We start from the raw sequence: 24,317 nt of genomic DNA, 5'->3' as shown, positions 1-24,317 counted from the left end.
CTGCGCTCTGCGGCATTTCACCGGTGATAAGTCACCGGTGAAATGCGCCAGATCGAAAACCCCTCACCTAGCCCAGAGCTGGCCTGAGAAGGTCTGCATGGACGCGGTAAAACGTCACAGCTGCGCTGCATGTGCCACGCGGGTTTCGTAATTGAGACCTCGCTCCCCGCGCACGCGCCCCGAACAGGTGAGCTGCAGGTCTAAGTCAAGGCGCCGTCACAACCACATCGTTGAGCCGTCGAAAAGCGTCGGTTTCGATATCGCCCCGAAGGTGCGCGGGGGCGAGTCCAAGTTTTGTGTAACGATCGTTGAATTCACCAACCGTGTGTGCGGCGGATGCCTCGGTTGTGTGCTGGCGTAGGTGCAGTTCGACCGCGTCGAGCAGGATTTTTGCGGAGTCCCGGAGCACCGGATGGTTGAGCCCGTCGCGAGCGGCCGTCGCCCAGAGGTCGCGGGTATCCGGGAGCACTTCGTCCAATTCCGCGCAGAGCCGTCGGTCCATCGCCGTTGCGACCACAAGGACCGCGGCGGACCGGCATTGTGGCTCCAACGCATCGATCATCCTGAATTCGAGCCAGCCACGGGGGCGAATCGGGGGAAAGAGCGTTGTCAGGTGGTAACGAAGGTCGTCCTCGGTCGGCCAACCTGCTGGGTGCCCTGTTGCCATCCAATCGGCGAAGGTCAGCCCGGGCGGAACGCTCGTGCCTAGCTCGCTGCCGCGAATGTAGAACACATTCGCAGCGAGAGCGTATCTAGCCCAGTCGATTTCGGGTTGGCCGCTGAGCGTTACCGGTGCCGTCCTGCCGGGATCGATGCCACCCCAGATCGCTTGCCTCACCGATTGCCAGTGCGTCCCATCCGGTCCAGTTCCAGGGGAGTTCGCGAAGGCCGCGATGAGCAGGGGCCCGATCTTGTTGGCCATGACCCACCGCATGTTTCGGCCATCGGGGTCATGGCTGACGTTGACCTGGACGGATGCCGTGTTCGTCATCATCCAGGTCCCTTCGCGCCCGCGGTGCGCGTAGAAATTTTCCATCGCTCGATATCGAGGCAGGTCGAGTATCCGGTGCGGGGGCCTGCGATCGTCGACGGCGAGGTTGGTCGCGATCAGACCGTGAGCATTGAGTCGATGGTGAAGAATCGCGGCGTCTTCGTCGATAGCGCGCAGACTGGCGGGCGCGGATTCGAGCGGTGGGCCGGACAATTCGATCTGCCCCCCAGGTTCGATCGTGATCCGGCTACCGTTCGGCAACGGTCGATTCGCAATGGGCAGGAAGTCGGCAAAGTTCGGCCGAGAGAGGCTGCCGCGCTTGTGCACTGGCCATTCGACCTCGACTCCTACGAGGTCGTCCCCGGAGGGGTCGAACGCCTCACGTGCGATCTCGTATGCCCGCTGGGTTGTCAGGGTGGGGCGAGAACAGGACATATCAGCCTGGTCCTTTCGTCGTTATTACTATAGCTGGAAAACATTTCACGTCGAAACAATTGACGAGCAAGAGGTTTCTTCATACTATTGAGTGAAGCAAGTCACAACAAGCCCCAATTTGTGTCGATCGACACTCCCAAAACTGTTCTCCATCAGGCGAAAGGCGCTACGCATGAGCGGCCCAATGACCGGAATCAAAATCGTCGACCTGTGCTCGATGATGTCGGGCCCCTGGGCCACAGACATTCTCGGGGACCAGGGTGCGGACGTCATCAAGGTTGAGGTGCCAGGCAAGGGGGATCACGTTCGATCGCTACCCAACCGCTCCGGCGACATGTCGGCGATGTTCGTCAATGTCAACAGGTCCAAGCGGTCCCTGACTCTCAACCTGAAGACTCCCGAGGGCGTCGCGGTACTGAAGAAGCTGGTGGCCACGGCAGACGTTGTGGTTCAGAACTTCCGGCCAGGCGTCGTCGAGCGCCTCGGAATCGGCTACGACGACCTCGCTCCGCTCAACTCGAAACTCATCTACCTCTCCATGAGCGGCTTCGGTGAACGCGGGCCGGCCTCCGGCCAGCGGGTCTATGATTCGCTGATCCAGGCCCTGACGGGGCTAACCACGGTCCAGGCAGGATCCGACGAGGAACGCCCCCGCCTCATTCGCACGATCCTCCCCGACAAATTGACCGCAGTGGTTGCCGCGCAAGCACTTTCGGCGGCTTTGTTCGCTCGCGAACGCACCGGCGAGGGGCAGCATATTCGCTTGTCGATGCTTGAGGCGGTCCTGTCCTTCCTGTGGGCGTCGGATATGGGCGCCTACACCTTCCCGGATCAGCCCGTACCGCTGGCAAAGGGCGGCAGCTTCATCGACCTGATCTACCAGACCGCAGACGGCTACATCACCGTCGCGACGAACAGCAACGGCGAATGGCAGAGCATGTGCAAGGCACTCGGCCACCCTGAGTGGATCGAGGATGAGCGGTTCTCGACGCCGGTCGGCAGGTCGGCACACATCAATGAACGATTGGAACTGATCCAAGCCGTACTGCTCGACAAGAACTCTGCCGAGTGGTTGGCACTGCTCGACGAGTTCGACGTTCCTGCCGCGCCCATCCTCAAGCGCTCCGAGGTCATTGAACACCCCCAGGTCAAGGCCTCCGAGATCATCGTCGAATTGGAGCACCCCACCGCGGGGCGCCTACGGCAGGCACGAGTGGCGGCCAGGTTCCTGGGCACCGTTCCGGATGCACCGAAGGGTGCTCCGCTGCTCGGCCAGCACAACACCGAGATTCTTGCGGAAATCGGATATAGCAACGACGAAATCGCCTCGCTCGCTGCGGAAAAAGTCATCGGAACCGAACAGGACGCCAACGCCGGCGTCCTAGCCTGAAAGGAAGTGTTGGACAGTGTCCACTGTATTGGTCGTCGGTGCGGACAAAGGCATCGCTCATTCGATCGTTCGCCAACTGCACGATCGCGGCGATAACGTCATCGCGGCTTGCCTGTTCGAGGGCACCGATCTCACCGCCGATGGCATCACCGTCGAACCGCATGTCGATGTCACATCACAGGAATCGGTCGCGGCCCTTGCCGCTCGACTCATCGAGACCGGAATTAAGCTGGACGCACTGATCCATGTTGCCGGCGTCATGTGGCTCGACGAACTCGGATCGCTCGACTACGACCTGGTCCGCAAACAGATCGAGATCAACACCCTCGGCCCCCTGCGCACGATCGAAGCGCTGAATTCGCTGCTCAACAAGGGCGCGAAGGTCGGCATCGTCACCAGCCGGGTGGGATCCCTTGGAGACAACACCTCTGGCGGCATGTACAGCTACCGAATCTCCAAAGCTGCCGCCAACATGGCCGGACTGAATCTGCACCACGACCTATCCAAGAACGGGATCAGCGTGCTCCTCCTCCATCCGGGCATGGTGGCCACCGATCTGACGAAGGATTTCCCCGGCGAGCACACCTACATCACCCCGGAACAGGCGGCAGCCGGGCTGATCAAGAACATCGACAACCTCACACCCGAGAACTCGGGCAGGTTCCAGCACTCGGACGGAACCTTCCTCCAGTGGTGAGGACGCAATATGCACCTCGTTTACCAGTGAATATCCATCCGATCGAGACAGAAGGACGACACACACAATGATCACCGTCTATGGATATGTTCCAGCCTGGGGGATCCCAGACATCAGCCCGTACGTGACGAAGGTAGTGAACTATCTGACGTTCGCTGGTATCGAGTTCGAACACAAGACACAGGATCTGGCGACGCTCGACCAAGACTCTCCCCACGGCAAGCTGCCGTACATCGTCGATAGTGACGGGACCAAGATCGGCGACTCCAACACGATCATCGCCTACCTGAAGAACAAGTACGGCGACAAACTCGATGCAGACCTGAGCAAGGAACAGCTTGCCCTCGGACTTGCCTTCAACCGGTTGATCGAAGAGCACCTCTATTGGAGCGGCATAATCCAGCCGCGCTGGCGCGAGAACAGCGGATGGGAAACCTACATTCCGTACATCGTTCAGGGCGCCGAGGTTACTCCCGAGATGCGCGAGGGTCTTGATGCATTCCGGGGCAGGATCCTCGCAGAATTCGACGGGCAAGGCATGGGCCGTCGCAGTGCGGAGGTCGTCGATGAGTTCTTCCGCGCAGACATCGACGCCCTGTCCGACTTCCTAGGCGACAAACCTTTCTTCCTCGGCGACAAACTCCACTCGATCGACGCATCGGTGTACTCGACGCTGCGGCAGATTGCCGACCAGCCCCAGCAGTGGCTCGGAACCGGATACGTCCAGTCCAAGCAGAACCTCGTGGACTACATGGACCGCATTCGCAAGCAGCACGACATCTGACCGTCCGTAATCGACTCTCTTGGAGCATCGTTCGATGATTGATCTCTACTACTACACAAGCCCCAATGTTCGGAAAGTGCTCATCGCACTAGAGGAAATGGGACTTGACTACCAGATCGCCTGGACCGACATCAGAGAGGGCGATCAGTTCGAATCGGAGTACGTCGAGATCAATCCGAACAGCAAAGTGCCGGCCATCGTGGACCACGACGGTCCCGGTGGCCGGCGCTTGGCGATCTTCGAATCCGGTGCCATCCTGCTCTACCTGGCAGAGAAGACCGGCCTACTGCTCCCAACCGATCCGATCGACCGACAAGAAGTGCTGTGCTGGCTGTTCTGGCAGGTATCCAACCATGGACCGATGGCTGGACAGGCCGCACATTTCGTCTCGCACGCCCCCAAGCAGGGAATCGACAACCCATACGCCCGAAATCGGTACGCGGGCGAGGTGGCACGTCTCTATCGTGTTCTCAACGACCGGCTCGCTGATCGCGAGTACCTCGCCGGCGAGTACTCGATCGCAGACATCGCGACCTTCCCCTGGACTCGGGTGGCCGGTGGACACGGAATCGATGTCGCCGACTACCCCAACGTCAAAGCGTGGGCAGACCGCATTTCCGCCCGCCCCTCCGCCAAGGTCCGCATCTCCGACCCGCGCGAGGAGAAGGCCCGAAGCCACGAATACAGCGCGGAGCAGTTTCAGACGCTCTTCCGCCCGGAAGGAAGTCAAGCATGAGTATCACCGCAGATTCATTGCCCCACTTCACCCCTGGATTGACCATCGACGGACAGATCACCACCACCACAGCGGTGATCCCAGTTATTAATCCCGCTACCGAGTCAGTTTTCGCAGAGGTTCCCAACGCAGGTGTCGAGCACCTCGACACCGCAGTCATTGCGGCCCGGCGCGCCGCTCGGCACTGGTCGAGCAAGGACCTTGCCACCAGGCAGAGCATCGTCCTCGAACTCGTCGACCACGTGCGCGCCAACATCAGCGAACTTGCCCGGCTGGTGACTCTCGAACAAGGAAAGCCTGTCGCGAAGGCAGCTGGCGAAATCGAATCGGGCCTGCGCAGCCTCGAACGTTACGCGAGCTGGGATATTCCCGTCGAAGTCATCCGAGACAACTCCGACGAGCTGATCGAGGTACATCGCGCACCGGTGGGCGTGATTGGCGGCATCACTGCCTGGAACTACCCCCTCCTGCTGGCCCTGTGGAAGATCGGCCCGGCACTCGTCACCGGCAACCCAATCATCGTCAAACCCTCACCGCTGACCCCAGTGGCCACCTTGCGACTGGGTGAGCTGGCCCAAGAGATCCTCCCCCCGGGAGTCCTCCAAGTACTCAGTGGCGGTGACGATCTCGGCCGAGCGATGACTGCACACACCGGGATCGACAAGATCACGTTCACCGGGTCCGAACGTGCGGGAAAGTCGATCATGGCAGGCGCCGGCCCGACCCTCAAGCGCCTGACCCTCGAACTCGGTGGCAACGATCCCGGCATCGTCCTCGACGACGTCGACGTGGAATCCATTGCTGCGGACCTGTACTGGGGTGCCATGTCGAACTGCGGCCAGGTCTGCGCCGGCCTCAAACGCCTCTATGTGCCTGAGCACCTCGCCCCCGCCATCGAAGAAGCACTCGCCGAGGTCGCCAAAGGTGTGAAGGTAGGCAACGGGCTCGACGACGGCGTGGACATGGGACCGGTCCAGAACGCCGCTCAGTTCGCCAAGGTCCGCGGCTATGTCGACGACGCGGTCAACCGCGGCGCCGACGTCTACTTCCGCGGGGAGGTACCCGAGGGGCCCGGCTACTTCCACCCTGTCACCCTGGTCCGTGGGATCGATGACACCGTCCCTCTGGTACGCGAGGAACAGTTCGGTCCTGTCCTGCCGATCCTGACGTACACCGACATCGACGATGTGATCGCACGCGCCAACAACTCCGACCTGGCGCTGGGTGCCTCTGTGTGGTCCTCCGACGAACAGCGAGCGACCAAGGTCGCCGCGCAGGTCGAAGCGGGAACAGTCTGGGTCAACCAGCATCCGATGCTGTCCTCCGATGTCCCGTTCGGAGGCATCAAACAGTCCGGTCTCGGCGTCGAACACTCCATCCACGGAGTCCTCGAGTACACCAACTACCGAGTCTTGCGAGTCAAACGATGACCGCAAAAACGCACCGCCCACAAGACAACCGCCCATACCGCCACAATGGAAGGCGAACAACATGTTACTGAACCGGGACGATTGGTACGACACCTCACGAGACCTCGATTGGGAACTGAGCTACGTCGATCCGGCGGTAGCGTTCCCGACGAGTTGGAGCGGCGCTGGAGACGTACCGAAGGAGGCTTGGGACAAATGGGACGAACCGTTCCGGGTTTCCTATCGCGATTACGTCCGTATCCAGCGTGAAAAGGAATCCGGTGTCCGCGCCGTCAGTAATGCTCTCGGGCGCTCCGGAATCTTCGAGAAGCTTGATCCCGCGCATGTTGCCGCATCGCATCTCCATATGGGAACGACATGCATGGTCGAGCATATGGCTGTGACGATGCAGAGCCGATTCTGTCGATTTGCGCCGACTCCCCGTTGGCGCAACTTGGGCGTCTTCGGGATGCTCGACGAGACCCGTCATACCCAGCTCGACCTTCGTTTCTCGCATGATCTCCTCAAACAGGATCCGCGTTTCGATTGGGCACAAAAGGCATTCCATACCAACGAGTGGGGCGTGTTGGCGGTGAAGAATTTCTTCGACGATGCGATGCTCAATGCGGATTGTGTCGAAGCTGCCTTGGCCACAAGCCTGACCGTCGAACACGGATTCACTAACCTGCAGTTCGTCGCGTTGGCAGCCGATGCCATGGCCGCAGGTGACATCAATTGGTCAAACCTGCTGTCTTCCATCCAGACTGATGAAGCGAGGCACGCGCAGCAGGGCTTCCCTACGCTGTCCATCCTGATGGAGCACGATCCCGCCCGCGCCCAGAAGGCACTCGATATCGCCTTCTGGCGGTCCACCCGGCTTTTCCAGACGCTGACCGGGCCGGCGATGGACTACTACACGCCTCTCGATCAACGAAAGATGAGCTTCAAGGAGTTCATGCTCGAGTGGATCGTCAACCACCACGAGCGGATCCTCGAGGACTACGGGCTGAAGAAGCCGTGGTACTGGGACCAGTTCATGTACTCGCTCGAGAACGGTCATCACGCCATGCATCTCGGGACGTGGTTCTGGCGTCCGACGTTGTTCTGGAAGCCGAATGCCGGTGTCTCCAAGGACGAGCGCGAGTGGTTGCGTGAGAAATACCCCACCTGGGAAGAGAACTGGGGCGGGATGTGGGACGAGATCATCAAGAACGTCAACGATGATCGGATCGAGAACACTCTGCCGGACACATTGCCGGCGCTGTGCAATCTCACCCAACTTCCGTTGGGTTCGGCATTTGCTCGGCACGATCTCGCCGATCACAGCCTCACGTACAAGGGCCGGCTGTACCACTTCGATTCCGAGATCTCCAAGTGGTGCTTCGAGCAGGATCCTGATCGCTACGCCGGCCACCAGAATTTCATCGACCGCTTTATCGACGGCCAGGTCCTCCCGGCCGACCTCGCCGGCGGGCTCCTGTACATGGGGCTGACGCCGGACGTGATGGGAGACGACGTGTACGACTACGCCTGGGCGAAGGACTACATCCCGTCTATTGGTGCAGATATAGCGAATATCGCTGCACGCGAACCAATTTCACTCTGATTTCGGATTCCCACGATCGGCAAGGAGAACTGATTATGGCACCTTTTCCCATCACCGGACGTTTCATCGACGACTTCGTCCCGCACCTTGTCGCGGTGGACACCGACGACACCTGGAATCAGATAGCCCGAAAAGTCGCATTACATTCGGTGGGTCGACGGGTCCCGGAGCCAGAGGTGAATCCCGGGTATGACGTGTTTGTCGAAGGCACGTTGATGGCCCCCGATGCCACCTTAGGCGAGCTGCTCGGCACTCGCACGCTCCCACCACTGCAATGGGTCGACGTGGGCTTCCGAGAGCAGGCGAATATCGATGTCTGACGATCCCGACAACGACTATGTGGATCTGGTCGCCGAGGATGAACTCTGGGACAACGAAATGGAATCGTTCGACCTCGGTGACGACGAAGTACTCGTGTTGAAGGTCGACGGCGAGGTCCGCGCCTACGACGGAATCTGCCCACACCAGAGCATTTCACTGGTCGAGGGAGAATTCGAGAACGGTGTCGTGACCTGCCGTGCCCATGAGTGGCAGTTCGACGCACTGACTGGTGCAGGAGTCAATCCTCGGGATACCTGTCTGCACAAGCACGACGTCCGCATTGTGGACGGAGTCATCCAAGTTCGTCTCAAGTCGCCGGTCCAGGCGCATCACTGACCGTAGGAGTTCACACTCATGACCATTGTCGACATGGATGTCTCGGACGAGTCGTCCCCCGACCTAGTGGGGCCGGTCATCCGGGCCGGCAACCTGGCCGAGGCGGTGATCGATGCGATCGATGAGGACAACCCGGGCCAGGACGTGCTGGTACTCGATCGCGAGGACTACGTCCGCATCCACACGCGCGGAGCGTGCCGCCTCACGCAAGCGAGCCTGGAAAAGCATCTCGGCCAGAGTTATCAATTGGCCGCTCTCGAGATCGATATGCCCTCGTTCAAGGGGCGCCTCAAGACTCGCACCGGTGAATACGTCTGGTTCTACCAGAATTCGGGACAGGAGAAGTCATGACCAGCAAGGCACCACGGTCCCGTTCGCGCGGACTCAAGACCTGGAGCGCATTCGGCAATCTCGGGCGGCGCCCCACTGAGTACGAAGTGCTCACGCACAACATGAACCACACCAGGGGCGCCGTTCCTCTCGAAATGGGGCCCGACGTTCACGGGAACGTGTGGTTGCGCGAGCACCGGGACTCGATGAAGTTGACGGTCGACGACTGGGACGCCTTCCGGGATCCCGACACCGTCACCTACGGCAGTTATGTCGCCGATCAGGACGATCAGGAGACCTACGTTGAGAACTTGATCGCCCAGTTCGACAGCGAAAGCTCCGACGAGAAGCTTGCAGATGAAGCACTGACCCTGCTGTTACGGGCCATGACCCCGACCCGGTATGTCGCGCACAGCCAGCAAATGCTGTCCGCGTATGTTCAGCAGCTTGCGATGAGCAGCTACGTCGGCAACTGTGCCGCATTTCAAACCGCGGACCAACTCCGCCGCGTGCAGCTCACCGCGTACCGCACCACCCAGCTTCAGCTGACACATCCCGAACGCGGTTTCGGCACCGCAGAGAAGAAGCTGTGGACCGAGCACCCCGATTGGCAGCCTATTCGAGCCGCATTCGAATGGGCACTCGTGGAATTCGATTGGGACCGAGCATTCGTCGCGATCAATTTGGTGACTATGGCGATTGCCGATCAGCTCTTCCTCGTCCAACTCGGGCGCCAAACTGCCCGTGTGGGAGCGCGATTGGACGCGTTAGTTCTGGAGAACCTCTGGCGGGACAGCCAACGCAGTCAGCGTTGGTCGGCAGCCTTGGTCAATTTCCTCGTCGCTGCCGACCCCGGAAATCTGGACGTGCTTCAGGGCCACGTGAATGAATGGGCCGCTCGCGGTCACGAGATGATCGAGGCCGGCGCCCGGATCATCGCAACTCCAAGTGGAGCGTCCGCGGACGGGATCGCTACCGCTGTCCGCCGGGACTGGCACTCGTCCCTCAAGCGTCTCGGTCTCCGAGCCGAAGCCAATTGAGAACTGAGACCATGGCTGTCACAGTGGATTTCCGGGGATACGAGGGACCGGTGACGTGTGGACCCGAAGAGACACTTCTTCGGGCTGGCCTCCGGGCCGGGCTCGCACTGCCCTACGAATGCGCCAGCGGTGGATGTGGTAGTTGCCGGGCCCAACTCGTGGAAGGGGAGGTCAACTCGCTTTGGCCAGATGCCGCTGGTCTTTCCGAGCGTGATCGACGACGTGGCAATCGGATCCTAATGTGCCAATCGGTTCCGAGAGCCAACTGCATCGTCAAGGCCCCGGTAGTGGACGGGCCGCCGTCGAGTCGAGAGGCTGTGCCCGAGCGCGTGACTTCCCGGCTTCTGGGCCGGGAATCGCTGACCCCCGACACCGCACTGTTCACCCTCGACTTCAACACCCCGATCAACTTCCTGCCAGGGCAGTTCATGCTCCTCGAGTCACCAGACGGAATCCGCCGGGCTTACTCGATGGCCCACCCGGCCGATGGTGCCGGCTCCGCCACCGTGGAGTTCATTATTCGCGCCAAACCCGGTGGGGCCGCGTCGGCTTGGCTCTTCGACAAGGTCCAGGTTGGCGAGGAAATTCTGGTCGAAGGGCCCTATGGTCGTGCGTACGCACAGCTGGGGTCCGAGCGTCCGGCTGTGTGCATCGCGGGAGGCACCGGCTTGGCGCCGATACTCGCGATCACCGAGGAGCTCCTCGTCGAGAATGGGGCTCGGGCGGTGGATTTGTACATCGGTGCACGTATGGCCAGCGACGTCGTTCTCCTCGATCGGCTCGCTCGGTTGGGAGAACTCGGTGCCCGCGTCTTCGTCTCGGTCGAAGATCCCAACGTCGCTGACAACGAACCCTCGGGATGGCAGATGTTCACCGCTGCCCGGGTGGGGCGGGTGATCGACCACGTCGCCGAGGACTGGACCGATCTCAGCGAGCACGACATCTATCTCGCCGGCCCTGCCGGAATGGTCGACGCGGCCCTGCGAGCGTTGGTGCGTGAGCGTGGAGCCTGCGCCGACCGGCTGTTCTTCGATCGTTTCATTGCCTGAACGCACTACCCCTCGTACCCGGAAGGAACCACCATGTTGCTGGAAACCATCGAACTACCGACCGGTGAGCATTACGCACGCAACCTCATCGACGGAAGGTGGGAGTTCCCGGCCGCGCCTTACGAGTACGAGATCCGGAACCCCTCCGACAGCACGATCACTGCCGTTGTCCCCCTCTCTTCACGATTCGATGTCGATCGGGCAATATCGGCTGCACGGCAGGCTCTGTCGGGCCCCTGGTCCGAGCTCCATACCCGGGAGAAGTTACTGGCACTGCTCCTACACCGACTGGCCGAGGCCGCCCCCGACCTGGCGCGTCTGCAGTCGACGGAGACGGGTCTCAGCTACGCCGATTCCCTCGCAACGATCGAATCAACATTGAGGATCGCCCGCGTGATTCTCACCCGGGAGGTCTTGCATCCACGCCCCGGTCCCGCCTGCATCTCCGGGCACGTACTGTCTTGGGGGGCACCGTTTTCGGAAATGTTGCTCAATGTATTCCCCGCCTTGGCAGCCGGGCACACCGTTGTAGTGAAGCCGTCGCTACGTGGACCCCTGTCGCCGGCGGCGGTCGCATTCATTGCCGATCAGCTGCGGTTCCCCGCCGGCGTGGTCAATATCGTGCAAGGCACCGGCGTCGACGTAGGCGCCGCGCTCATCAGCAGTACCGCGCTACAGACACTGCACGTACGAGCGAACGAGTCCACCCTGAGCCGGGCAAGCAGAGCCGAGGAGCGGACACATGTTCCGTTGCGGACCGTGTCCGGCGGCGGCAACGCCGCGATCGTCTATCCAGGACTCGAGGAGCACAAGTTCGCGACGATGGCCACCGAAATCGCAGAGGCGGTGCGAGTCCATAACGCCGGCGGACCTTTCGGTCTGCACACCGTCGCCGTGCACCGGGACGTCGCCAAGAATGCCATCGCCTGCATCCTCGGCCAACTTGCCCTGTTTAACAATCGCGCCGCTCCCCTGCCCACTGAGCCTCTGCGGCGACGGGCGCTCGACCGCGTCGACCAGCTGGCTGCCGGTGGCGGCCGGGTCTTACTGGGGGGAACGATCCCCGATGACATCCAGCATCGAATGGGTTGGCGACTGCCCACGACGGTCGTCGACCTCGGCGAAGTGACCTCGAAGGTGACGGCGCTGGCGCACTCGCGTGAACCGTTGGGACCGGTTCTGACCTTCGTCCACTGGAACACGCTCGCCGACCTCGACGGAGTCTTCGACTCACGGCGCCACCGAGACGGTTACGCCGCAGTCTGGGGTGACGACTCGGCTGACGACCGCACCCGGTTCGGGGTCACCGCCCGCGAACAGGGACCTCGCAGTGCGATGCACAGCGGACTGGTACCTGCCGCATGGACTGGAGAGTCGGCACATCGAGGGAACGAGGTCACACCATGAGCCAGGTACTCAACGACGCGCAGGCGCGGTCCGGGTTTCGGTTGGACTTCGTGTTCATCACCGACCCACTCACAGCACTCGAACCTGCGCACGACACCACCATCGCGTTGATGGAGGCCGCGCAGTTGGCCGGACACCGTGTGCTGACCACGACCATCGGTGAGATCGGCATCGACCAAGGGCATGCGTTCGCCCATTGCCGCGAGGTCACGCTGCGCCCAGCGGTCTTGAGCGAGAACAAGTGGATCGCCGACACCGACTGGTACACCTGCGGCAGTGCCCGCCGATACCTTCTCGATGAGGTAGCGGCGATATTCATGCGGACCGACCCTCCGGTCGACAGCAACTATCTGCGGGCCACTTTCATCCTCGATCTGGTCGATCCGAGCAAGACACTGCTGATCAATTCGCCTGCCGGGCTTCGCGACGCGAACGAGAAACTGTTCGCTCTCCAGATGCCCGAACTCGGTCCACCCACCCTCGTCTCCGCCAACCGAGAAGAGCTTGTTGAAGCCGTACGGACTTGGGGCGCAGCAGTTCTCAAACCTACCGACGGTATGGCTGGACGCGGCATCATGCTCCTACGGCCGGATGACCCGAACCTGCACTCGATCCTCGACACCGCCACTGACCGCGGTTACCAGCACGTGGTCATCCAGAAGTACATCGCGGAAGCGAAGACTGCGGGAGACCGACGGGTGATCGTCCTCGACGGGAAACCGATCGGATCAGTCCGCCGCATCGTCGACAGTGGAGGCGGCGACGAATTCAGGTGCAACATGGCCACGGGTGCACGTGTCCTGCCCGACACCGTAACCGCCCATGATCGTGAAATCTGCAACACCCTCGGGCCCGAGCTCATCAGGCGTGGACTCGTGTTCGTCGGAATCGACATCATCGGAGACAGGCTCACCGAAGTGAACGTAACCAGTCCAACAGGAATCCGCGAGATCGATGCGCTCAGTGGCACCCACCTGGCCGCCGACACAATCGAATGGGCGACCGCCCGATGCACACAAATGACGGAGATGCGATGAGTACGACGGCCTCACCGAAGCGGCGCGAGCAGATCGTGGTCATCGGCGCCGACGCCGCAGGAATGAGTGCGGCCCATCAGGCGCTGCGCAGTGCCAAAGCGGAGGGCCGCGACGTCGACGTGATCGCACTCGAGAAAACATCCGACACGTCATACTCCGCCTGCGGTATCCCCTATCTGGTGTCCGGGACGGTCGGCACTACCGACGAACTGAGTGCTCGCACGCCCGAGAAGCATCGCGCGATGGGGGTGGACCTGCGAATGAACGCCACAGCTACGCGGATCGACCTCGACGCTCGCACGGTGACGTATGTCCACAACACCGGAGGTGAGGAGGTCGTTCGGTTCGACAAGTTAGTCCTTGCCACCGGTGCTCATCCGATCATTCCGCAGTGGGCAGTAGCGGAGAGCGGTGAGCTGATCGGGGGTGTGCATCCGGTCAAGAGCCTCGATCACGCCCGGCAATGGGTCGATCTCGTCTCACGCCCGGTTCCGCACGGTGCAGCGGCGAGCGCCCCCCGCGCTGTGGTGGTCGGCGGTGGATACATCGGCCTGGAAATGGCCGAAGCGATGGTCCAACGCGGATTCAGTACTACGCTCCTGACCCGCAGTGCTTTGATGAGCAGCCTCGACAGCGACATGAGTGAGCGTGTGCGCGGGACCGTCCATGCCAGCGGCGTCGATGTCGTGACCAACACCACCGTTGTCGGCCTCGACAGCGTCGACGGTCGCGTGCGGGCGGTGACCGGAAGCAACGGGCAGGTCTACCCCACTGACGTTGTCGTTCTCGGACTCGGCGTCCGCCCAGCCACCGAACTCGGAGTGGCCGCCGGGCTGCCCACTGGCGAACACGGCGGCTACCTGCCCAACGATAGGCAAGAAGTCGCAGAGGGTGTCTGGGCTGCCGGGGACTGCTGCGAGGTCATCGAACGTATTCGGGGAAAATATGTCCTCGCGCCCCTGGGCACCCATGCGAACAAACAGGGTCGGATCTGCGGGTACAACGTCGTCGGCGGATCACACGAGTTTCCCGGCATTCTGGGCACAGCCATCACCCGCTTCGTATCGGCAGGCACACATGTCGAAGTAGCACGCACCGGTCTGGGCACGCGGGAGGCAACCGAGGCGGGGTACGAGGTGCAATCGCTCGTCACGGTCGGCGGCACGGCCAGCGGCTATATGCCTGAGCGCTCGCCGATCGCTACCAAGATCATTGCCGATCGTCAAACGCGCCGGTTGCTCGGTGTGCAGATAGTGGGCGGGATGCAGTCGGCCAAACGGATCGACACAGCTGCCGCGGCACTGTGGGGCGAGATGGGCGTCGATGACCTTGCGGCGATGGATCTTTCGTATGCCCCGCCGTTCGCGACGGTCTGGGAGGCGATTCAGCTCGCCGCCCGCCGTCTGTCGGATCGGTTGTGAGCGCCGCACACCCGCCGCTTCAGACGAAAGGCGCAGCCGTGGACCGCGTGGCTCAGTCAATGGCAACACAAGAACTGCTCGCCGAGCTGAACCGCTGGGTGGGCGGAGTCGGAGCGCGGGAGGTGCGGCCAGGGCTGACCGTCTGCAGGTTCGATGAGACGGGCCCCTACCTACGGGAGCCTGCCCAGGGCATTACCTTCGGACTCGTTGCCCAGGGCCGTATTTCGCTAGAAATCGATCGAACCGCGTACGGTTGCGAGCCCTTTCAAGGTGTAGTTTTCACAGATCGCCTATGCCCTAGAGTGGAAATCGTCGCGATCTCCGCCGACCAACCCTTCATCGCAATGTTTCTGCAGATCGACGCGGCCGTCATTCGTCGCATATCAACAGATGTCCTGGTCAGTGATGCATCGGCAGTGACGATGACCTCTCGCGCCCGAACCAGTTACAACCAGTGCAGCGGCATCTTCAGTGCGGACGCGCGACTACTCCACTGCGTTCTCCGATTTCTTCGTACCCTCGACTGCGAACTCGACGAGCGTGTCCTCGCACCGATCTGCCTGCAGGAGATTGTGTATCTCCTTCTCCAAATCGTGTGCTGCCAAGATCCGCTCGAGGTTGTCGCACGCGAGTCCGCCGCCGACCCCACGCGGGCGGCGATTGAATACATCAGATCGCACCTTACAGATTCGATCACCGTGAACGACATTGCGCGAGAAGTTCAGCTCAGCGAATCGGCGTTTGCGCACACCTTCCGCGCGAGAATCGGCGTAAGTCCCTACCAGTTCCTCAAAGCCGAGCGACTCGACGCTGCGCGGCGCATGCTACTGACCGGATCCGGCAACAGTGTCAGCGAAGTCGCACGCGCGGTGGGCTATTCGAGCGCATCCCACTTCATTACCGAGTTCAAGCGGAGATACACAGTCACACCCCGCGAATACGCAAACGGTAGTTACTCCTGTGCCGCACAGGAGGCCGTCGACGGACACGACCTCGCCCAGACCAGAACAGCAGAATTATTGCGCTTTCCCGCAGACAAGTGATACGCGAAATACTGCGGAGGTCGTACCGTCGATTGTGCGCAGCCACGCATCTCATCTGACGAAATCCGCACAGCACGGGATCCAGGCAGTCTGCGGACCTCGAAATTGGCTGCTGCGAAGCAGAACTCGAAAAACGGGAGGTGATGATGCCGGCCAAGAAGATCCTTCTGGGAGTGAGCGCCGCACTTGGGTTGCTGCTGTTCCTGTTCCCCCTCGTCACCAGCATCCTGCAAAACCCGAAGGAGTGGAAGAGCTCACGTGACCCCGTGGCTCTCGTTCTGGGTGCGGTCTTAGTGTCGCCGGTGTGCTCGGTCTGATGATGCGTGGGCCAGCTCTTGGACCCCACCCGACGACCCGAAAGTCGACACTTGCCGTTTCCTGAGAGGAGGTGAAAGCGGCAGCAGTTGGAGGTGAGTGCTCTAGCAGCAGGGTACTCACCCCAACTTCTGTGCTCGCGCTGGTCCGAAGGTTCACCAGCCCTCCCGAAGGTTCACCACCCCTCTTCGGTGACAGCCGGTTCGAGTAACCGGTTCAGCTCTTTCCACACTCGAATCCACCCACAGGAGTCGAGAATCGAGGCGCGGAGCGCTCACTGCGCTGCCGGTGCACAGAGCTCAGGCAGCGTGATGGTGCTGACGGCGTTTTCCGCTGCCGTGGATGAGTCGGCATGGCCGGCGGATCACTTATGCGCCGGGTGGGTGTCCACCGATTAGTGCAGTGAAGACGACGGTGAGCGTGAAGGTCGGATCACCGATGCCGGTTGGCATCGATGCGACCGCACCGACTCTTTGGGAACAACCCTTCGGTCGGCCCTACTGGATCGCGACTCCGGGTGTTGATTGCTCCCGACGTGACTGCCGTGTACAACCATCGTGATGTTTCTGCGGGCATTGCTGTGCGTCCAGTTACCGTTCAGGAACAGGGATTACGCCGCGCGCTGGACAGGTGCAAGTACCGGCACCAGAACCGAGTAAACCTCGGTCACACTGACCATCTGACGAATCGGACCGCCCCGCAGCAGCTGGCTGGCCAACATTCTCTCGCGACACCGTACGGGATCCACCGTCGTGGGATCGATCGGAATGCCGATCAGTATCTCCGCTAGTGCGGAGGTCCGGCGCGCATCGACTAGTAGCGATTCTTGGTCGACAGCCCGGACAGGCACATCGTGTCGGCCGCGTACCGATCCGATGATCACCACGACGAAGTCGTCGCCGTCATAGGTGAAAGTGATCAAGCGGCAGTGGCGCCCGGCAATCACAAGCCGGACATCGAGGCCCCGCTTCGGCGAATCGTCCACCACATCGTCAGGCGCCCAAACTGTTTCAGGCGCTGTGGCGGCTCGGGGAGCTGTCCCGATGACAGCTCGTCGTGAAGTCCAGCTGAAAAAATCGTCCGTCGCGTCCATTGGTCGCGCCTCTTCTTGCATCCGCTCGTGCGTGTCGGGCTTACCACCCGAGACCTCGACATTGTGTCGTGGATCACATAATTATAAGAGTGAAAAGATCGCTCGTCAATTATTATGGTAGTATGTCTTCTTAGTCGTGAATGAATGCGCGACAGATCAACTTCACTCCGCCGGGACCAATCAGTGGGCAATCGGGACGTCCGACCGGTCGGACGCAACACCGGACCATGCCAACCACACTCCAGGGCGTCAGTGGTGAAATTCGAGTCCGGACCAGCCTAGAAAACGAGGTGGTCTCAAAAGACAATCCGCCCGGATAACACCGAGCATGGGTCGAGACCAGCCGGACACACATTGCCGACTGTGGGATCTCCTACTCTGGTCGGTGTTCATGATCGCCGCGGCAGTGGCAGTTGGCGCGGTACTGACCATGTAACTACCACAGCGCCACAACTCAATACCACAGAGCAACAGGACTTGTCGGCGCTCCGTTGTGCGCTCACTGCTCACTCGTTGACGCGAACATCGCGAGGGCAACGGCGCTGCCGCGAATCATCTACTGCAGAGGAGGTCCGATGACCAGCAATAATCCGGGCGACCACCCCTCCGAGGGATTGCTCCGTGCGATCACCGACGAGGAACGGGCAGATTTCGTCGCTCATGGAGTAACGCGCGACTCAAGGACGTGATCGCTCCATCATGGATCGATTATCTCCGGATTGCAGTGGATCGGCTGATGACGGACGTTCATTCTACTTCTCAGAACTACACGGCCCCAGTTCAACCCCGATTCTTTTCCTAGGCCTTTCCTCGCTTCGTCGACTCGGCATTCGACTCATGGGCTCTGCAAGGGCCGACCAAGGACATCGCCCGTCAAATGCATCCAACCGCAGGATCATTGCGGTTCTTCTACGACCAGGTGTTCGCGCAAGAACCCGGGGCGGCCCAGGGCGCACCCTTCCACCAGGACTATGCCTTACCTGCCGATCGACGGCGAGCAGTACTTCCGTATCTGGGTTCCTCTCGACACCGTCGCGAGCGACAACGGCGCTGTTCACTACCTGAAAGGCTCCCATCTCGGACCCGTGTACCGCCCTCTCAGTTTCAGCGGCAACCCTGAAGTTTCTGCCGTGTAACAACATTCGCCATACCCTGAACCGCCCGATTTCGGCGCCGACTACGACCGTCATGACTGGTTCATCGGGCTCGCCGAGCCAGGCGACGCGCTCCTGCACCACCCGAAGACCGTTCACGGCTCACCCGCCAACCACTCGACCCGCCCCGTCGTGCCGTCACAACCATATTCACCGGCGACCAAGTCGTCTGGGATCCACGGCCCGGCAACAGCTTCGACCACATCGTCGAAATCGGCGGCCGATCGGTCCCTACGATGATTCCCGGCTCGCCGATCGGCGGTGACATGTTTCCCGTTGTCTGGCAGAACCCGTCGCACGAGGACTGATGAGACTTCGGTCCTATCAACCAACTTTTACGCCCACGCCCCCGGTCGGCCTTGGCAACCGGAGACCGCGCGGCGAAACGAGGTCCGGTCCGGATCCGCGACAACCTCAGATGCCCCAGCTCGCCAGGAGCCGGAGTCCGAGGTCGTCCCGCCCCGCGTAGCGGTGGTGATCATTCTCCAATGACCGGCAGTATCAGGGCGATCCGTAGCTTCTGATCGATTGTCTGCCCGAGGGAAAGTGTCTGGTCCAGCAGGGGGGCCAGTGCTTGAACCTTGGCGTCCGCGTCGGCAAGGGTGTGCACGATCTGCGCCGCTGGAACGGCGGCGGCGTTGGCTTGATCGGTTGCCGACGCGCCTGCGGTGATGATCCCGGCAAGGGGCGCGTCCGCGGATGTGAGGGCGTCGCCGAGTGCCTGAAGTTGGGTGCCGAGGTCGCCGAGGGTCCGATCCGCGTGGGCGAGGGAATTGAGCACGCCGACGACTTCGGGCAGGCCCCGGTTGATCGCGGTGTTCGCCGGAGGTAATTCCTGTGCCCCGGCGAGTGCATCGTTGGTGGTGTTGTCTACTGTTTTCGCCTGACTGACACCGTCTTTGAAGATGTCATTGGTGATACTCAGATCCCGTGTGACGATCAGAATGCCGCACAAGAGTGCGATGGTGAATGCCAGGGCAATCGCCCAGGATAGTCGGAACATGTCGTGTTTGCCTTTCACTCGCGTCGTGATCGCTGTTCGAGATCCGTCCGAGCGTTACGGGTTAGGGGTAGCCGCCACGCCGAGAGGGGGGAGGTTCAAAGAATTGACCGGCGGGCCGATCACCGAGAGCAGCGGCCCGAGTGCCTGCACATGGCGGGCTTCTTCCTCGACGTTCGCCAGGGTCGCGGCGATGGCGGTGGCCTTAGGTTCGAGCGTACCCAGAGTGCCCGAGACCGTGGTCAAACCGGTGTTGATGGCCTCGAGTTGCGTGGTGACCGATCCGACCGCCATCGACAGCCCCGCCACCGTTGGGCCCGCTTGGTTGGCGCGGGCGGTCACATTCGCGACCAGACCCGGCAGAGGCGCGGCAATCGTGCTGACGCCACCGGTGGAGATATTGAGCGTCTTGGATTGTCCGGTCAGCTCAGCGGCCTTAGCAGTCAGACCTTCCAGGTCGTGTGCCAGCGGTGTCAGGGCTTGAATATCGGTGGCAAGTTGGGCATGTTTGGGGACGAGAATCGAAGTGAGGGTGTCGAACTGGTCGGCGGAATCGATGACCTCAAGGCTGAGCTGCGACGGTCGTCCCAATGGGTCGATTACGTTTTCGAGGGCGGGAACGAACCCGTTCACGGCGCAGAGTAGAACTGTGGGCGCAAACCCCAGGCCGACCACGACCCCGAGCCACGTCTTCTTCGTGATCATCAGTTCCCTCCAGGTGCTGGAATGAAGGCTCCCTGTTCGGGGATCAGCGCGAGTTTGTTCGTCGTCCGCGTCAATTCCGCGTTGAGGGCGTTCACCAGCTCGATCGCGGTGGTGAGCTCCTCGTTCACATCACTGACAGTGGTGTTCGCATCGGCAGAGATTTGATGTAGCGATGCTGCCGAGCCCTGCAGTGTGGTGGCGACAGTTTCGAGTTGCCCGGCAATCTCGGCGTCACCCTGACCGGCGGCAAGCAACGCTCGCGCGTCGGGCAGCAACGCGGCCAGGTGGTCGACGTCGGCGGCGGTCGCGGTATTGAGGTCAGCCAACACCGTCGCCAATTCATCGAGTTGCTTACGGGCGGTTGCCGGAGCGGTCAGATCGGCCCGTTGGCTGAAGTAGTCGTTGGTCAGTCGGAAATTGTCCACGATCGTGCGGGCGCTGTCCTGAACGAGCTCACCCTTGTGGATGGCCGCGAGAACCAACCCGAACAGGATCACCGCCAAGACCGCAGCGAGACGGCCCAACCATTCGGTGACGATGGCGTACCCACTCGAGCTCGCTGTCGCACGTGTATTGCTCGGCAGGTCCAGGCGGTAGGGCAGTGCGCCCTTTCGATATGGCATCGCCGATGCTGGAATATCGCGTCGCTGAAGTCCGGCCAGCCCACGCCGGGGGACTTGCTCTATCCGTAAATCGTTGTCCTGCTGCATGTCACGTCCAGTCGGAGAGTAGGTGCGTTCGGTGAGGCGGAGTCTGTCCGGCTCATCCCGGGAGTGGAAGCATCTGGTTGATGGTCTGCGCAGCCGTCACTGAACCCTGCAGGTCGCCGACGAGTCCCCGAACGATGACCAACAATTGACGCCCCTGGTCACCGAAAGCTTGCGCCGAGTTCACGAGCGGGAGCACGGTGTTCTGGACCTCGTCGAGGATGCCTTGGATGGTGGTCAGTTGCTCGTTCGTGAACTGCGCCCCGTCGGTGCTGTTGGCAAGCATCCCGGCTGCCGGAGTGATTGCTTCATCGAGCTTGGTCAGCAATGGACCGAGTGCGGAGGTCGCATCGAGTGCGGTTTGCGCGGTGTGGGTCAGTTCCGTCAATTGTTGGAGCTGCTTGGTCAGTCGGTCGTTGACGTCGACAATGCCTTGGGATGCGGTGATGCTGGTCCTGTTGGCGCGTTGCTGGTTGTCGAGTCGGGTGTTCAGATTGAACACAACGAAGGCAAGAAGGCCGAGAACACCCACCGCGACTATCGACAGAACCATCCGGGCTGGCCCGCCGCGGCGTCCGAAGAAAATCAAGGTATTTCTCCTACTTTCCAGACAGGTCGTTAGCGGATTCTTCCGCTGAGAGGCGGGCACTGTGCACCTTCTCTGCCGTCACACGTATGTCGGTGAGGATGGCGTTCAAGGTGGCGCGGTCCGCGGCGACAGCCGTAGTAGCGCCGTCTACCGGTGCCTGCAAGGAACTGATACGTGTGGTCAACGTATCGAGCGAGACGACGAGATCAGCCACGTTGGCATCTGCTAGATCGAGGGTTTTCTGGATGTCGCCGGTGATCCGGCCAGTGAGGGAGTTCAGTTCCGTCGTCACGGTCACATCGGTGCTCAGGACACTCGCCAGGGATGCGTCCATCTTGTCGAGCGCGTCAAATGCGGCCAGGGTGATTTTCTCGTGTTCGACGATCTGGTTCAGTGCGGGGTTGTAGTTGCCGGCGGACACCACGGCTTGGTCGAGCCGATAAGGCGTGGCCGTGAGTTCGGAGATCCGCGGATACAGGTACAACGCACCTACAGGAATCAGCGCGAGAACCAGCAGGATGCGCGCCGCATTCATTCTGGTCGACGCGCGTCGCGGCGCATCGGCGGAGCTCTCGGGTGGCACCTCACTGGATGTTCGGATCGGCGCGGTGACCTCGGCGTCGAACGCATGCCGGTTCCGGCCCGAAATTGCCGTCACGATTCGACGACCGAGACCAGCGCGATGGTGCGCAATGCCGTCAACGTGTGTGTGAGAAGGCCCTTCACGACCAGCTTATGCGTGAGGATCCCGCCCAGCACGGTCATCCCACGGCTAGTGAAGAAACCCACTGGAATCAGCCCACCAGCCTTCATCGGCAACTGTGAAACGTCTAGGATCTGATCCACGCTGGCACTGATGGTGACGCTCGGCCTGCCCACGATGTCGTTGTAGACAATTGCCTCGTTCGTGCCGAACACAATCGTGCAGGCACTCTCGGTGTCGGTGCTGTAGATCGACACGGGACGCGAGATCTTGCGGGCAAATCTTCTGCGGTCGGGGAACTTTTCGATGTTCTGCCCGAGGATCATCCCGACGATGCTTGCTACGCCGTTGGCGTCCTCCCCGTCGTACAGGGTGACCGGGTAAATCTCGGATTCAACTGTGGACATACGATTTTGGCCTTTCACTGCAGGGGTCAGCGATTCTCAGATCGGCCCCTGTGTGGGACTTGCGGAGAACACGCAAGTCCCACACGGGCCCGTCTACTAGTGCGTCACACGTCCCAGTCCGTGGGCACCTGCCCCCACGACAACAGGAAATTATTGAATGCTGCAGCGTTTTCGATCGCTGCCGACATAGGGCCCTTGGCGAATTTGATCTTGCCGGCCAGCAGGAGTTTTCCGCCCTCCGCATCTCCCTCGGCAGCGCGCTTCCACGTCTCGAGGGTGCCATTGATTTTCAACCAGAGAACACTCTCGTCGAACTTGCGGATTGTCCATGAGATGACTTTCGCTTTCTCCCACTCGATATGACAGGCCACGTCGTCCCGCCCGATGGTGCCGAATTCCATTCGGTTGGTAAAGGAATCGGGGTCCTTGAACCCTTTGTGCACCTCAGGGTTCGCGTTGACAGCCTCGCGCGCCTTCTCGCACCACGCCTGTGAGAACAATGTCAGTTTGTCGGTCATGGTTCGACTCCTGTCGAGTGGATTATTCCTGGAATAGACTGTGCTGATGCACATTTCACTGGATCGGCCCGGCGCTCGACGCTGGCACGGTCAGTGCGCCCACACGTCCCGTCTAGTGATGCCGCTCACATCCAGAATTACCGTAGACGCGGATTTTTCACTCGTCAATTACTGAATCCTGTGAGCCTTTACGGCATGAAAGGTTATCGGCAAACATCCAAGTGGGACATCACACGCCTACCGCAAGCAGGCCTTACGGCACATTCTCAATATTCCGATCGCGCGCCCTGCACACATACCCCACCAACTGATCGATGCGCACGATCAATATTGGAATCCTGCTGACTCGTTGCACATTCCTCGCTGATTCACCACTGCACTAACTGCACAACCGCAACTGTGCGTAATCTACGAGACCTCGGTGGGCGTGGAAATGGAATCGTCCAAATGACACTGCCAGTACGGTTCGCCCGCATCGAAATGACTAGGTGGGAATCAGGATGCCTTCCGTATTGATCGCCGTCACCGGTGTCGACTATTGGACACTCGCAGACGGCACCAAACACCCCTGCGGGTACTGGCCAGAAGAACTCGCAACGCCGCACCGCATCTTCACTGAATCGGGCCTCCGGATCACAATCGCGACACCGGGCGCCGTGTCACCCACCGCTGACCAAGCGGGCTTCGCTCCAGAGATGAACGGCGGCGGTGCCGAAGCCGGTCAAAAGATCGCCGACTATCTCACCTCGATCGCCGACGAACTCAACAATCCGACGGCGCTGGAGGACATCAATCCCGACGAATTCGACTTCGTGTTCATCCCAGGAGGACGGCCCGATGGAAGATCTTGCCGAATCGAAACACTTCGGGGACCTCATCCGCAACTTCCACGATTCCGGGAAACCGGTTGCGGCGGTATGCCACGGTCCCGCAGCGCTGCTTCCGGCACGAACGAAAGTGGTTCCTGGCTATTCACCGGCCACAGGCTGACCGCGTTCAGCAACGTCGAGGAAAACCAGGTCGGCTTCGCGGACCGCGCAAAGTGGCTCTTGCAGAACCGACCTGTATCCGAGGGGGCGTCTACGGTGCCGCTT

General features: G+C 61.1%; 28 protein-coding genes and 1 pseudogene. 20 read left to right on the top strand and 9 right to left on the bottom strand.

The genetic code is table 11. The features are described from left to right. Window positions 1-205 precede the first annotated feature (205 nt). Window positions 206-1,426 carry a glutamate-cysteine ligase family protein gene (locus EEB12_RS29410; RefSeq protein WP_258537459.1) on the bottom strand — a complete coding sequence of 407 codons (1,221 nt, stop codon included), beginning with the start codon at window positions 1,424-1,426 and terminating at the stop codon, window positions 206-208. A gap of 172 nt (window positions 1,427-1,598) precedes the next feature. On the opposite strand from EEB12_RS29410, the gene EEB12_RS29405 reads away from it, so the two are divergent. From EEB12_RS29405 to EEB12_RS30660, 16 genes are all read left to right on the top strand, one after another. Continuing rightward, the gene (locus EEB12_RS29405) at window positions 1,599-2,816 is read left to right on the top strand and encodes a CaiB/BaiF CoA transferase family protein (protein WP_258537458.1); all 1,218 of its coding nucleotides are present in this window, start codon (window positions 1,599-1,601) and stop codon (window positions 2,814-2,816) included. A gap of 16 nt (window positions 2,817-2,832) precedes the next feature. Further along, window positions 2,833-3,513: an SDR family oxidoreductase gene (locus tag EEB12_RS29400; RefSeq protein ID WP_141489127.1), complete on the top strand. Its 681-nt coding sequence runs from the start codon at window positions 2,833-2,835 to the stop codon at window positions 3,511-3,513. 67 nt (window positions 3,514-3,580) lie between these two features. Next, the gene (locus EEB12_RS29395) at window positions 3,581-4,297 is read left to right on the top strand and encodes a glutathione S-transferase family protein (protein ID WP_141489126.1); all 717 of its coding nucleotides are present in this window, start codon (window positions 3,581-3,583) and stop codon (window positions 4,295-4,297) included. 34 nt (window positions 4,298-4,331) lie between these two features. Further along, window positions 4,332-5,033 (top strand): glutathione S-transferase family protein, encoded by a 702-nt coding sequence (locus tag EEB12_RS29390; protein ID WP_141489125.1) that lies wholly within the window; start codon window positions 4,332-4,334, stop codon window positions 5,031-5,033. A gap of 74 nt (window positions 5,034-5,107) precedes the next feature. Next, the gene (tadD, locus tag EEB12_RS29385; RefSeq protein WP_141489170.1) at window positions 5,108-6,463 is read left to right on the top strand and encodes a non-phosphorylative glyceraldehyde 3-phosphate dehydrogenase TadD; all 1,356 of its coding nucleotides are present in this window, start codon (window positions 5,108-5,110) and stop codon (window positions 6,461-6,463) included. A 61-nt stretch (window positions 6,464-6,524) separates the two neighbouring features. Next, complete coding sequence (gene isoA / locus EEB12_RS29380) at window positions 6,525-8,048, top strand: isoprene monooxygenase oxygenase subunit alpha (RefSeq protein ID WP_141489124.1); 1,524 nt, start codon at window positions 6,525-6,527, stop codon at window positions 8,046-8,048. Between the two features lie 35 nt (window positions 8,049-8,083). After that, a complete protein-coding gene (locus EEB12_RS29375) occupies window positions 8,084-8,368 on the top strand; it encodes a toluene-4-monooxygenase system B family protein (protein ID WP_141489123.1) in 285 nt (94 codons plus the stop codon). Then, window positions 8,361-8,705 carry an isoprene monooxygenase ferredoxin gene (isoC, locus tag EEB12_RS29370; RefSeq protein ID WP_141489122.1) on the top strand — a complete coding sequence of 115 codons (345 nt, stop codon included), beginning with the start codon at window positions 8,361-8,363 and terminating at the stop codon, window positions 8,703-8,705. Before EEB12_RS29375 ends, isoC begins: the two co-directional genes overlap by 8 nt. An 18-nt stretch (window positions 8,706-8,723) precedes the next feature. Further along, window positions 8,724-9,056: an isoprene monooxygenase effector protein gene (isoD, locus tag EEB12_RS29365; RefSeq protein ID WP_141489121.1), complete on the top strand. Its 333-nt coding sequence runs from the start codon at window positions 8,724-8,726 to the stop codon at window positions 9,054-9,056. Continuing rightward, the gene (gene isoE, locus EEB12_RS29360) at window positions 9,053-10,075 is read left to right on the top strand and encodes an isoprene monooxygenase oxygenase subunit beta (protein WP_141489120.1); all 1,023 of its coding nucleotides are present in this window, start codon (window positions 9,053-9,055) and stop codon (window positions 10,073-10,075) included. Before isoD ends, isoE begins: the two co-directional genes overlap by 4 nt. Before the next feature lie 11 nt (window positions 10,076-10,086). Next, on the top strand, window positions 10,087-11,124 hold the full coding sequence (locus EEB12_RS29355; protein ID WP_141489119.1) for a 2Fe-2S iron-sulfur cluster-binding protein: 1,038 nt from the start codon (window positions 10,087-10,089) through the stop codon (window positions 11,122-11,124). Between the two features lie 33 nt (window positions 11,125-11,157). Beyond that, window positions 11,158-12,531, top strand: a complete 1,374-nt coding sequence (locus EEB12_RS29350; RefSeq protein WP_141489118.1) for an aldehyde dehydrogenase family protein — start codon at window positions 11,158-11,160, stop codon at window positions 12,529-12,531. Continuing rightward, the gene (gene gshB, locus EEB12_RS29345; RefSeq protein WP_141489117.1) at window positions 12,528-13,568 is read left to right on the top strand and encodes a glutathione synthase; all 1,041 of its coding nucleotides are present in this window, start codon (window positions 12,528-12,530) and stop codon (window positions 13,566-13,568) included. Before EEB12_RS29350 ends, gshB begins: the two co-directional genes overlap by 4 nt. After that, window positions 13,565-14,989 (top strand): FAD-dependent oxidoreductase, encoded by a 1,425-nt coding sequence (locus tag EEB12_RS29340; RefSeq protein WP_141489116.1) that lies wholly within the window; start codon window positions 13,565-13,567, stop codon window positions 14,987-14,989. Before gshB ends, EEB12_RS29340 begins: the two co-directional genes overlap by 4 nt. A gap of 59 nt (window positions 14,990-15,048) precedes the next feature. Next, complete coding sequence (locus tag EEB12_RS29335) at window positions 15,049-16,032, top strand: AraC family transcriptional regulator (protein ID WP_141489115.1); 984 nt, start codon at window positions 15,049-15,051, stop codon at window positions 16,030-16,032. Between the two features lie 173 nt (window positions 16,033-16,205). Then, window positions 16,206-16,349 carry a hypothetical protein gene (locus EEB12_RS30660; RefSeq protein WP_181447614.1) on the top strand — a complete coding sequence of 48 codons (144 nt, stop codon included), beginning with the start codon at window positions 16,206-16,208 and terminating at the stop codon, window positions 16,347-16,349. Between the two features lie 608 nt (window positions 16,350-16,957). On the opposite strand, the gene EEB12_RS29330 is transcribed toward EEB12_RS30660, so the two are convergent. Then, window positions 16,958-17,440 carry a hypothetical protein gene (locus EEB12_RS29330; RefSeq protein ID WP_258537457.1) on the bottom strand — a complete coding sequence of 161 codons (483 nt, stop codon included), beginning with the start codon at window positions 17,438-17,440 and terminating at the stop codon, window positions 16,958-16,960. A gap of 971 nt (window positions 17,441-18,411) precedes the next feature. Here EEB12_RS29330 and EEB12_RS31015 point away from each other — a divergent pair. After that, window positions 18,412-18,576, top strand: coding sequence for a hypothetical protein (locus EEB12_RS31015; RefSeq protein WP_258537456.1), 165 nt, complete (start codon window positions 18,412-18,414; stop codon window positions 18,574-18,576). A gap of 63 nt (window positions 18,577-18,639) precedes the next feature. Continuing rightward, on the top strand, window positions 18,640-18,834 hold the full coding sequence (locus tag EEB12_RS31200) for a phytanoyl-CoA dioxygenase family protein (protein WP_369021484.1): 195 nt from the start codon (window positions 18,640-18,642) through the stop codon (window positions 18,832-18,834). Between the two features lie 238 nt (window positions 18,835-19,072). On the opposite strand, the gene EEB12_RS29320 is transcribed toward EEB12_RS31200, so the two are convergent. The 7 genes from EEB12_RS29320 to EEB12_RS29290 form a co-directional block, all read right to left on the bottom strand. Continuing rightward, window positions 19,073-19,597: a hypothetical protein gene (locus tag EEB12_RS29320; RefSeq protein ID WP_141489114.1), complete on the bottom strand. Its 525-nt coding sequence runs from the start codon at window positions 19,595-19,597 to the stop codon at window positions 19,073-19,075. A 54-nt stretch (window positions 19,598-19,651) separates the two neighbouring features. Beyond that, window positions 19,652-20,299, bottom strand: a complete 648-nt coding sequence (locus tag EEB12_RS29315; RefSeq protein WP_141489113.1) for a hypothetical protein — start codon at window positions 20,297-20,299, stop codon at window positions 19,652-19,654. Beyond that, window positions 20,299-21,009 (bottom strand): hypothetical protein, encoded by a 711-nt coding sequence (locus EEB12_RS29310; RefSeq protein ID WP_141489112.1) that lies wholly within the window; start codon window positions 21,007-21,009, stop codon window positions 20,299-20,301. The genes EEB12_RS29315 and EEB12_RS29310 overlap by 1 nt, the downstream gene beginning before the upstream one ends. A 52-nt stretch (window positions 21,010-21,061) precedes the next feature. Continuing rightward, window positions 21,062-21,595: a hypothetical protein gene (locus EEB12_RS29305; protein WP_141489111.1), complete on the bottom strand. Its 534-nt coding sequence runs from the start codon at window positions 21,593-21,595 to the stop codon at window positions 21,062-21,064. Window positions 21,596-21,605: 10 nt separating this feature from the next. Further along, window positions 21,606-22,253: a hypothetical protein gene (locus EEB12_RS29300; RefSeq protein WP_141489110.1), complete on the bottom strand. Its 648-nt coding sequence runs from the start codon at window positions 22,251-22,253 to the stop codon at window positions 21,606-21,608. Next, window positions 22,250-22,705: a hypothetical protein gene (locus EEB12_RS29295; RefSeq protein WP_141489109.1), complete on the bottom strand. Its 456-nt coding sequence runs from the start codon at window positions 22,703-22,705 to the stop codon at window positions 22,250-22,252. Before EEB12_RS29295 ends, EEB12_RS29300 begins: the two co-directional genes overlap by 4 nt. Window positions 22,706-22,809: 104 nt before the next feature. After that, window positions 22,810-23,223, bottom strand: a complete 414-nt coding sequence (locus tag EEB12_RS29290) for a hypothetical protein (protein ID WP_141489108.1) — start codon at window positions 23,221-23,223, stop codon at window positions 22,810-22,812. Window positions 23,224-23,723: 500 nt separating this feature from the next. Here EEB12_RS29290 and EEB12_RS31105 point away from each other — a divergent pair. Both EEB12_RS31105 and EEB12_RS31100 read left to right on the top strand, forming a co-directional pair. Next, window positions 23,724-23,996, top strand: a pseudogene (locus EEB12_RS31105) (type 1 glutamine amidotransferase domain-containing protein); the annotation flags it as partial. A 64-nt stretch (window positions 23,997-24,060) separates the two neighbouring features. Next, window positions 24,061-24,213: a DJ-1/PfpI family protein gene (locus EEB12_RS31100; RefSeq protein WP_306461764.1), complete on the top strand. Its 153-nt coding sequence runs from the start codon at window positions 24,061-24,063 to the stop codon at window positions 24,211-24,213. The last annotated feature ends 104 nt before the right edge of the window (window positions 24,214-24,317 follow it).

The organism is Rhodococcus sp. WS1 (assembly GCF_003797745.1).
In the GTDB taxonomy this organism is placed as follows: domain Bacteria; phylum Actinomycetota; class Actinomycetes; order Mycobacteriales; family Mycobacteriaceae; genus Rhodococcus_F; species Rhodococcus_F erythropolis.
The sequence above is the reverse complement of the archived record's forward strand: the minus strand, read 5'-3'. Positions and strand labels throughout refer to the sequence as shown.

What these genes read in the sequence shown, in the direction of transcription:
- EEB12_RS29410 (WP_258537459.1), bottom strand. Translation starts at nt 1,426, where the DNA reads ATGTCCTGTTCTCGCCCCACCCTGACAACCCAGCGGGCATACGAGATC.
- EEB12_RS29405 (WP_258537458.1), top strand. Translation starts at nt 1,599, where the DNA reads ATGAGCGGCCCAATGACCGGAATCAAAATCGTCGACCTGTGCTCGATG.
- EEB12_RS29395 (WP_141489126.1), top strand. Translation starts at nt 3,581, where the DNA reads ATGATCACCGTCTATGGATATGTTCCAGCCTGGGGGATCCCAGACATC.
- EEB12_RS29390 (WP_141489125.1), top strand. Translation starts at nt 4,332, where the DNA reads ATGATTGATCTCTACTACTACACAAGCCCCAATGTTCGGAAAGTGCTC.
- isoA (WP_141489124.1), top strand. Translation starts at nt 6,525, where the DNA reads ATGTTACTGAACCGGGACGATTGGTACGACACCTCACGAGACCTCGAT.
- EEB12_RS29375 (WP_141489123.1), top strand. Translation starts at nt 8,084, where the DNA reads ATGGCACCTTTTCCCATCACCGGACGTTTCATCGACGACTTCGTCCCG.
- isoC (WP_141489122.1), top strand. Translation starts at nt 8,361, where the DNA reads ATGTCTGACGATCCCGACAACGACTATGTGGATCTGGTCGCCGAGGAT.
- isoD (WP_141489121.1), top strand. Translation starts at nt 8,724, where the DNA reads ATGACCATTGTCGACATGGATGTCTCGGACGAGTCGTCCCCCGACCTA.
- isoE (WP_141489120.1), top strand. Translation starts at nt 9,053, where the DNA reads ATGACCAGCAAGGCACCACGGTCCCGTTCGCGCGGACTCAAGACCTGG.
- EEB12_RS29355 (WP_141489119.1), top strand. Translation starts at nt 10,087, where the DNA reads ATGGCTGTCACAGTGGATTTCCGGGGATACGAGGGACCGGTGACGTGT.
- EEB12_RS29350 (WP_141489118.1), top strand. Translation starts at nt 11,158, where the DNA reads ATGTTGCTGGAAACCATCGAACTACCGACCGGTGAGCATTACGCACGC.
- gshB (WP_141489117.1), top strand. Translation starts at nt 12,528, where the DNA reads ATGAGCCAGGTACTCAACGACGCGCAGGCGCGGTCCGGGTTTCGGTTG.
- EEB12_RS29340 (WP_141489116.1), top strand. Translation starts at nt 13,565, where the DNA reads ATGAGTACGACGGCCTCACCGAAGCGGCGCGAGCAGATCGTGGTCATC.
- EEB12_RS29335 (WP_141489115.1), top strand. Translation starts at nt 15,049, where the DNA reads ATGGCAACACAAGAACTGCTCGCCGAGCTGAACCGCTGGGTGGGCGGA.
- EEB12_RS29330 (WP_258537457.1), bottom strand. Translation starts at nt 17,440, where the DNA reads ATGGACGCGACGGACGATTTTTTCAGCTGGACTTCACGACGAGCTGTC.
- EEB12_RS31015 (WP_258537456.1), top strand. Translation starts at nt 18,412, where the DNA reads ATGCCTTACCTGCCGATCGACGGCGAGCAGTACTTCCGTATCTGGGTT.
- EEB12_RS29320 (WP_141489114.1), bottom strand. Translation starts at nt 19,597, where the DNA reads ATGTTCCGACTATCCTGGGCGATTGCCCTGGCATTCACCATCGCACTC.
- EEB12_RS29315 (WP_141489113.1), bottom strand. Translation starts at nt 20,299, where the DNA reads ATGATCACGAAGAAGACGTGGCTCGGGGTCGTGGTCGGCCTGGGGTTT.
- EEB12_RS29310 (WP_141489112.1), bottom strand. Translation starts at nt 21,009, where the DNA reads ATGCAGCAGGACAACGATTTACGGATAGAGCAAGTCCCCCGGCGTGGG.
- EEB12_RS29295 (WP_141489109.1), bottom strand. Translation starts at nt 22,705, where the DNA reads ATGTCCACAGTTGAATCCGAGATTTACCCGGTCACCCTGTACGACGGG.
- EEB12_RS29290 (WP_141489108.1), bottom strand. Translation starts at nt 23,223, where the DNA reads ATGACCGACAAACTGACATTGTTCTCACAGGCGTGGTGCGAGAAGGCG.
- EEB12_RS31100 (WP_306461764.1), top strand. Translation starts at nt 24,061, where the DNA reads ATGGAAGATCTTGCCGAATCGAAACACTTCGGGGACCTCATCCGCAAC.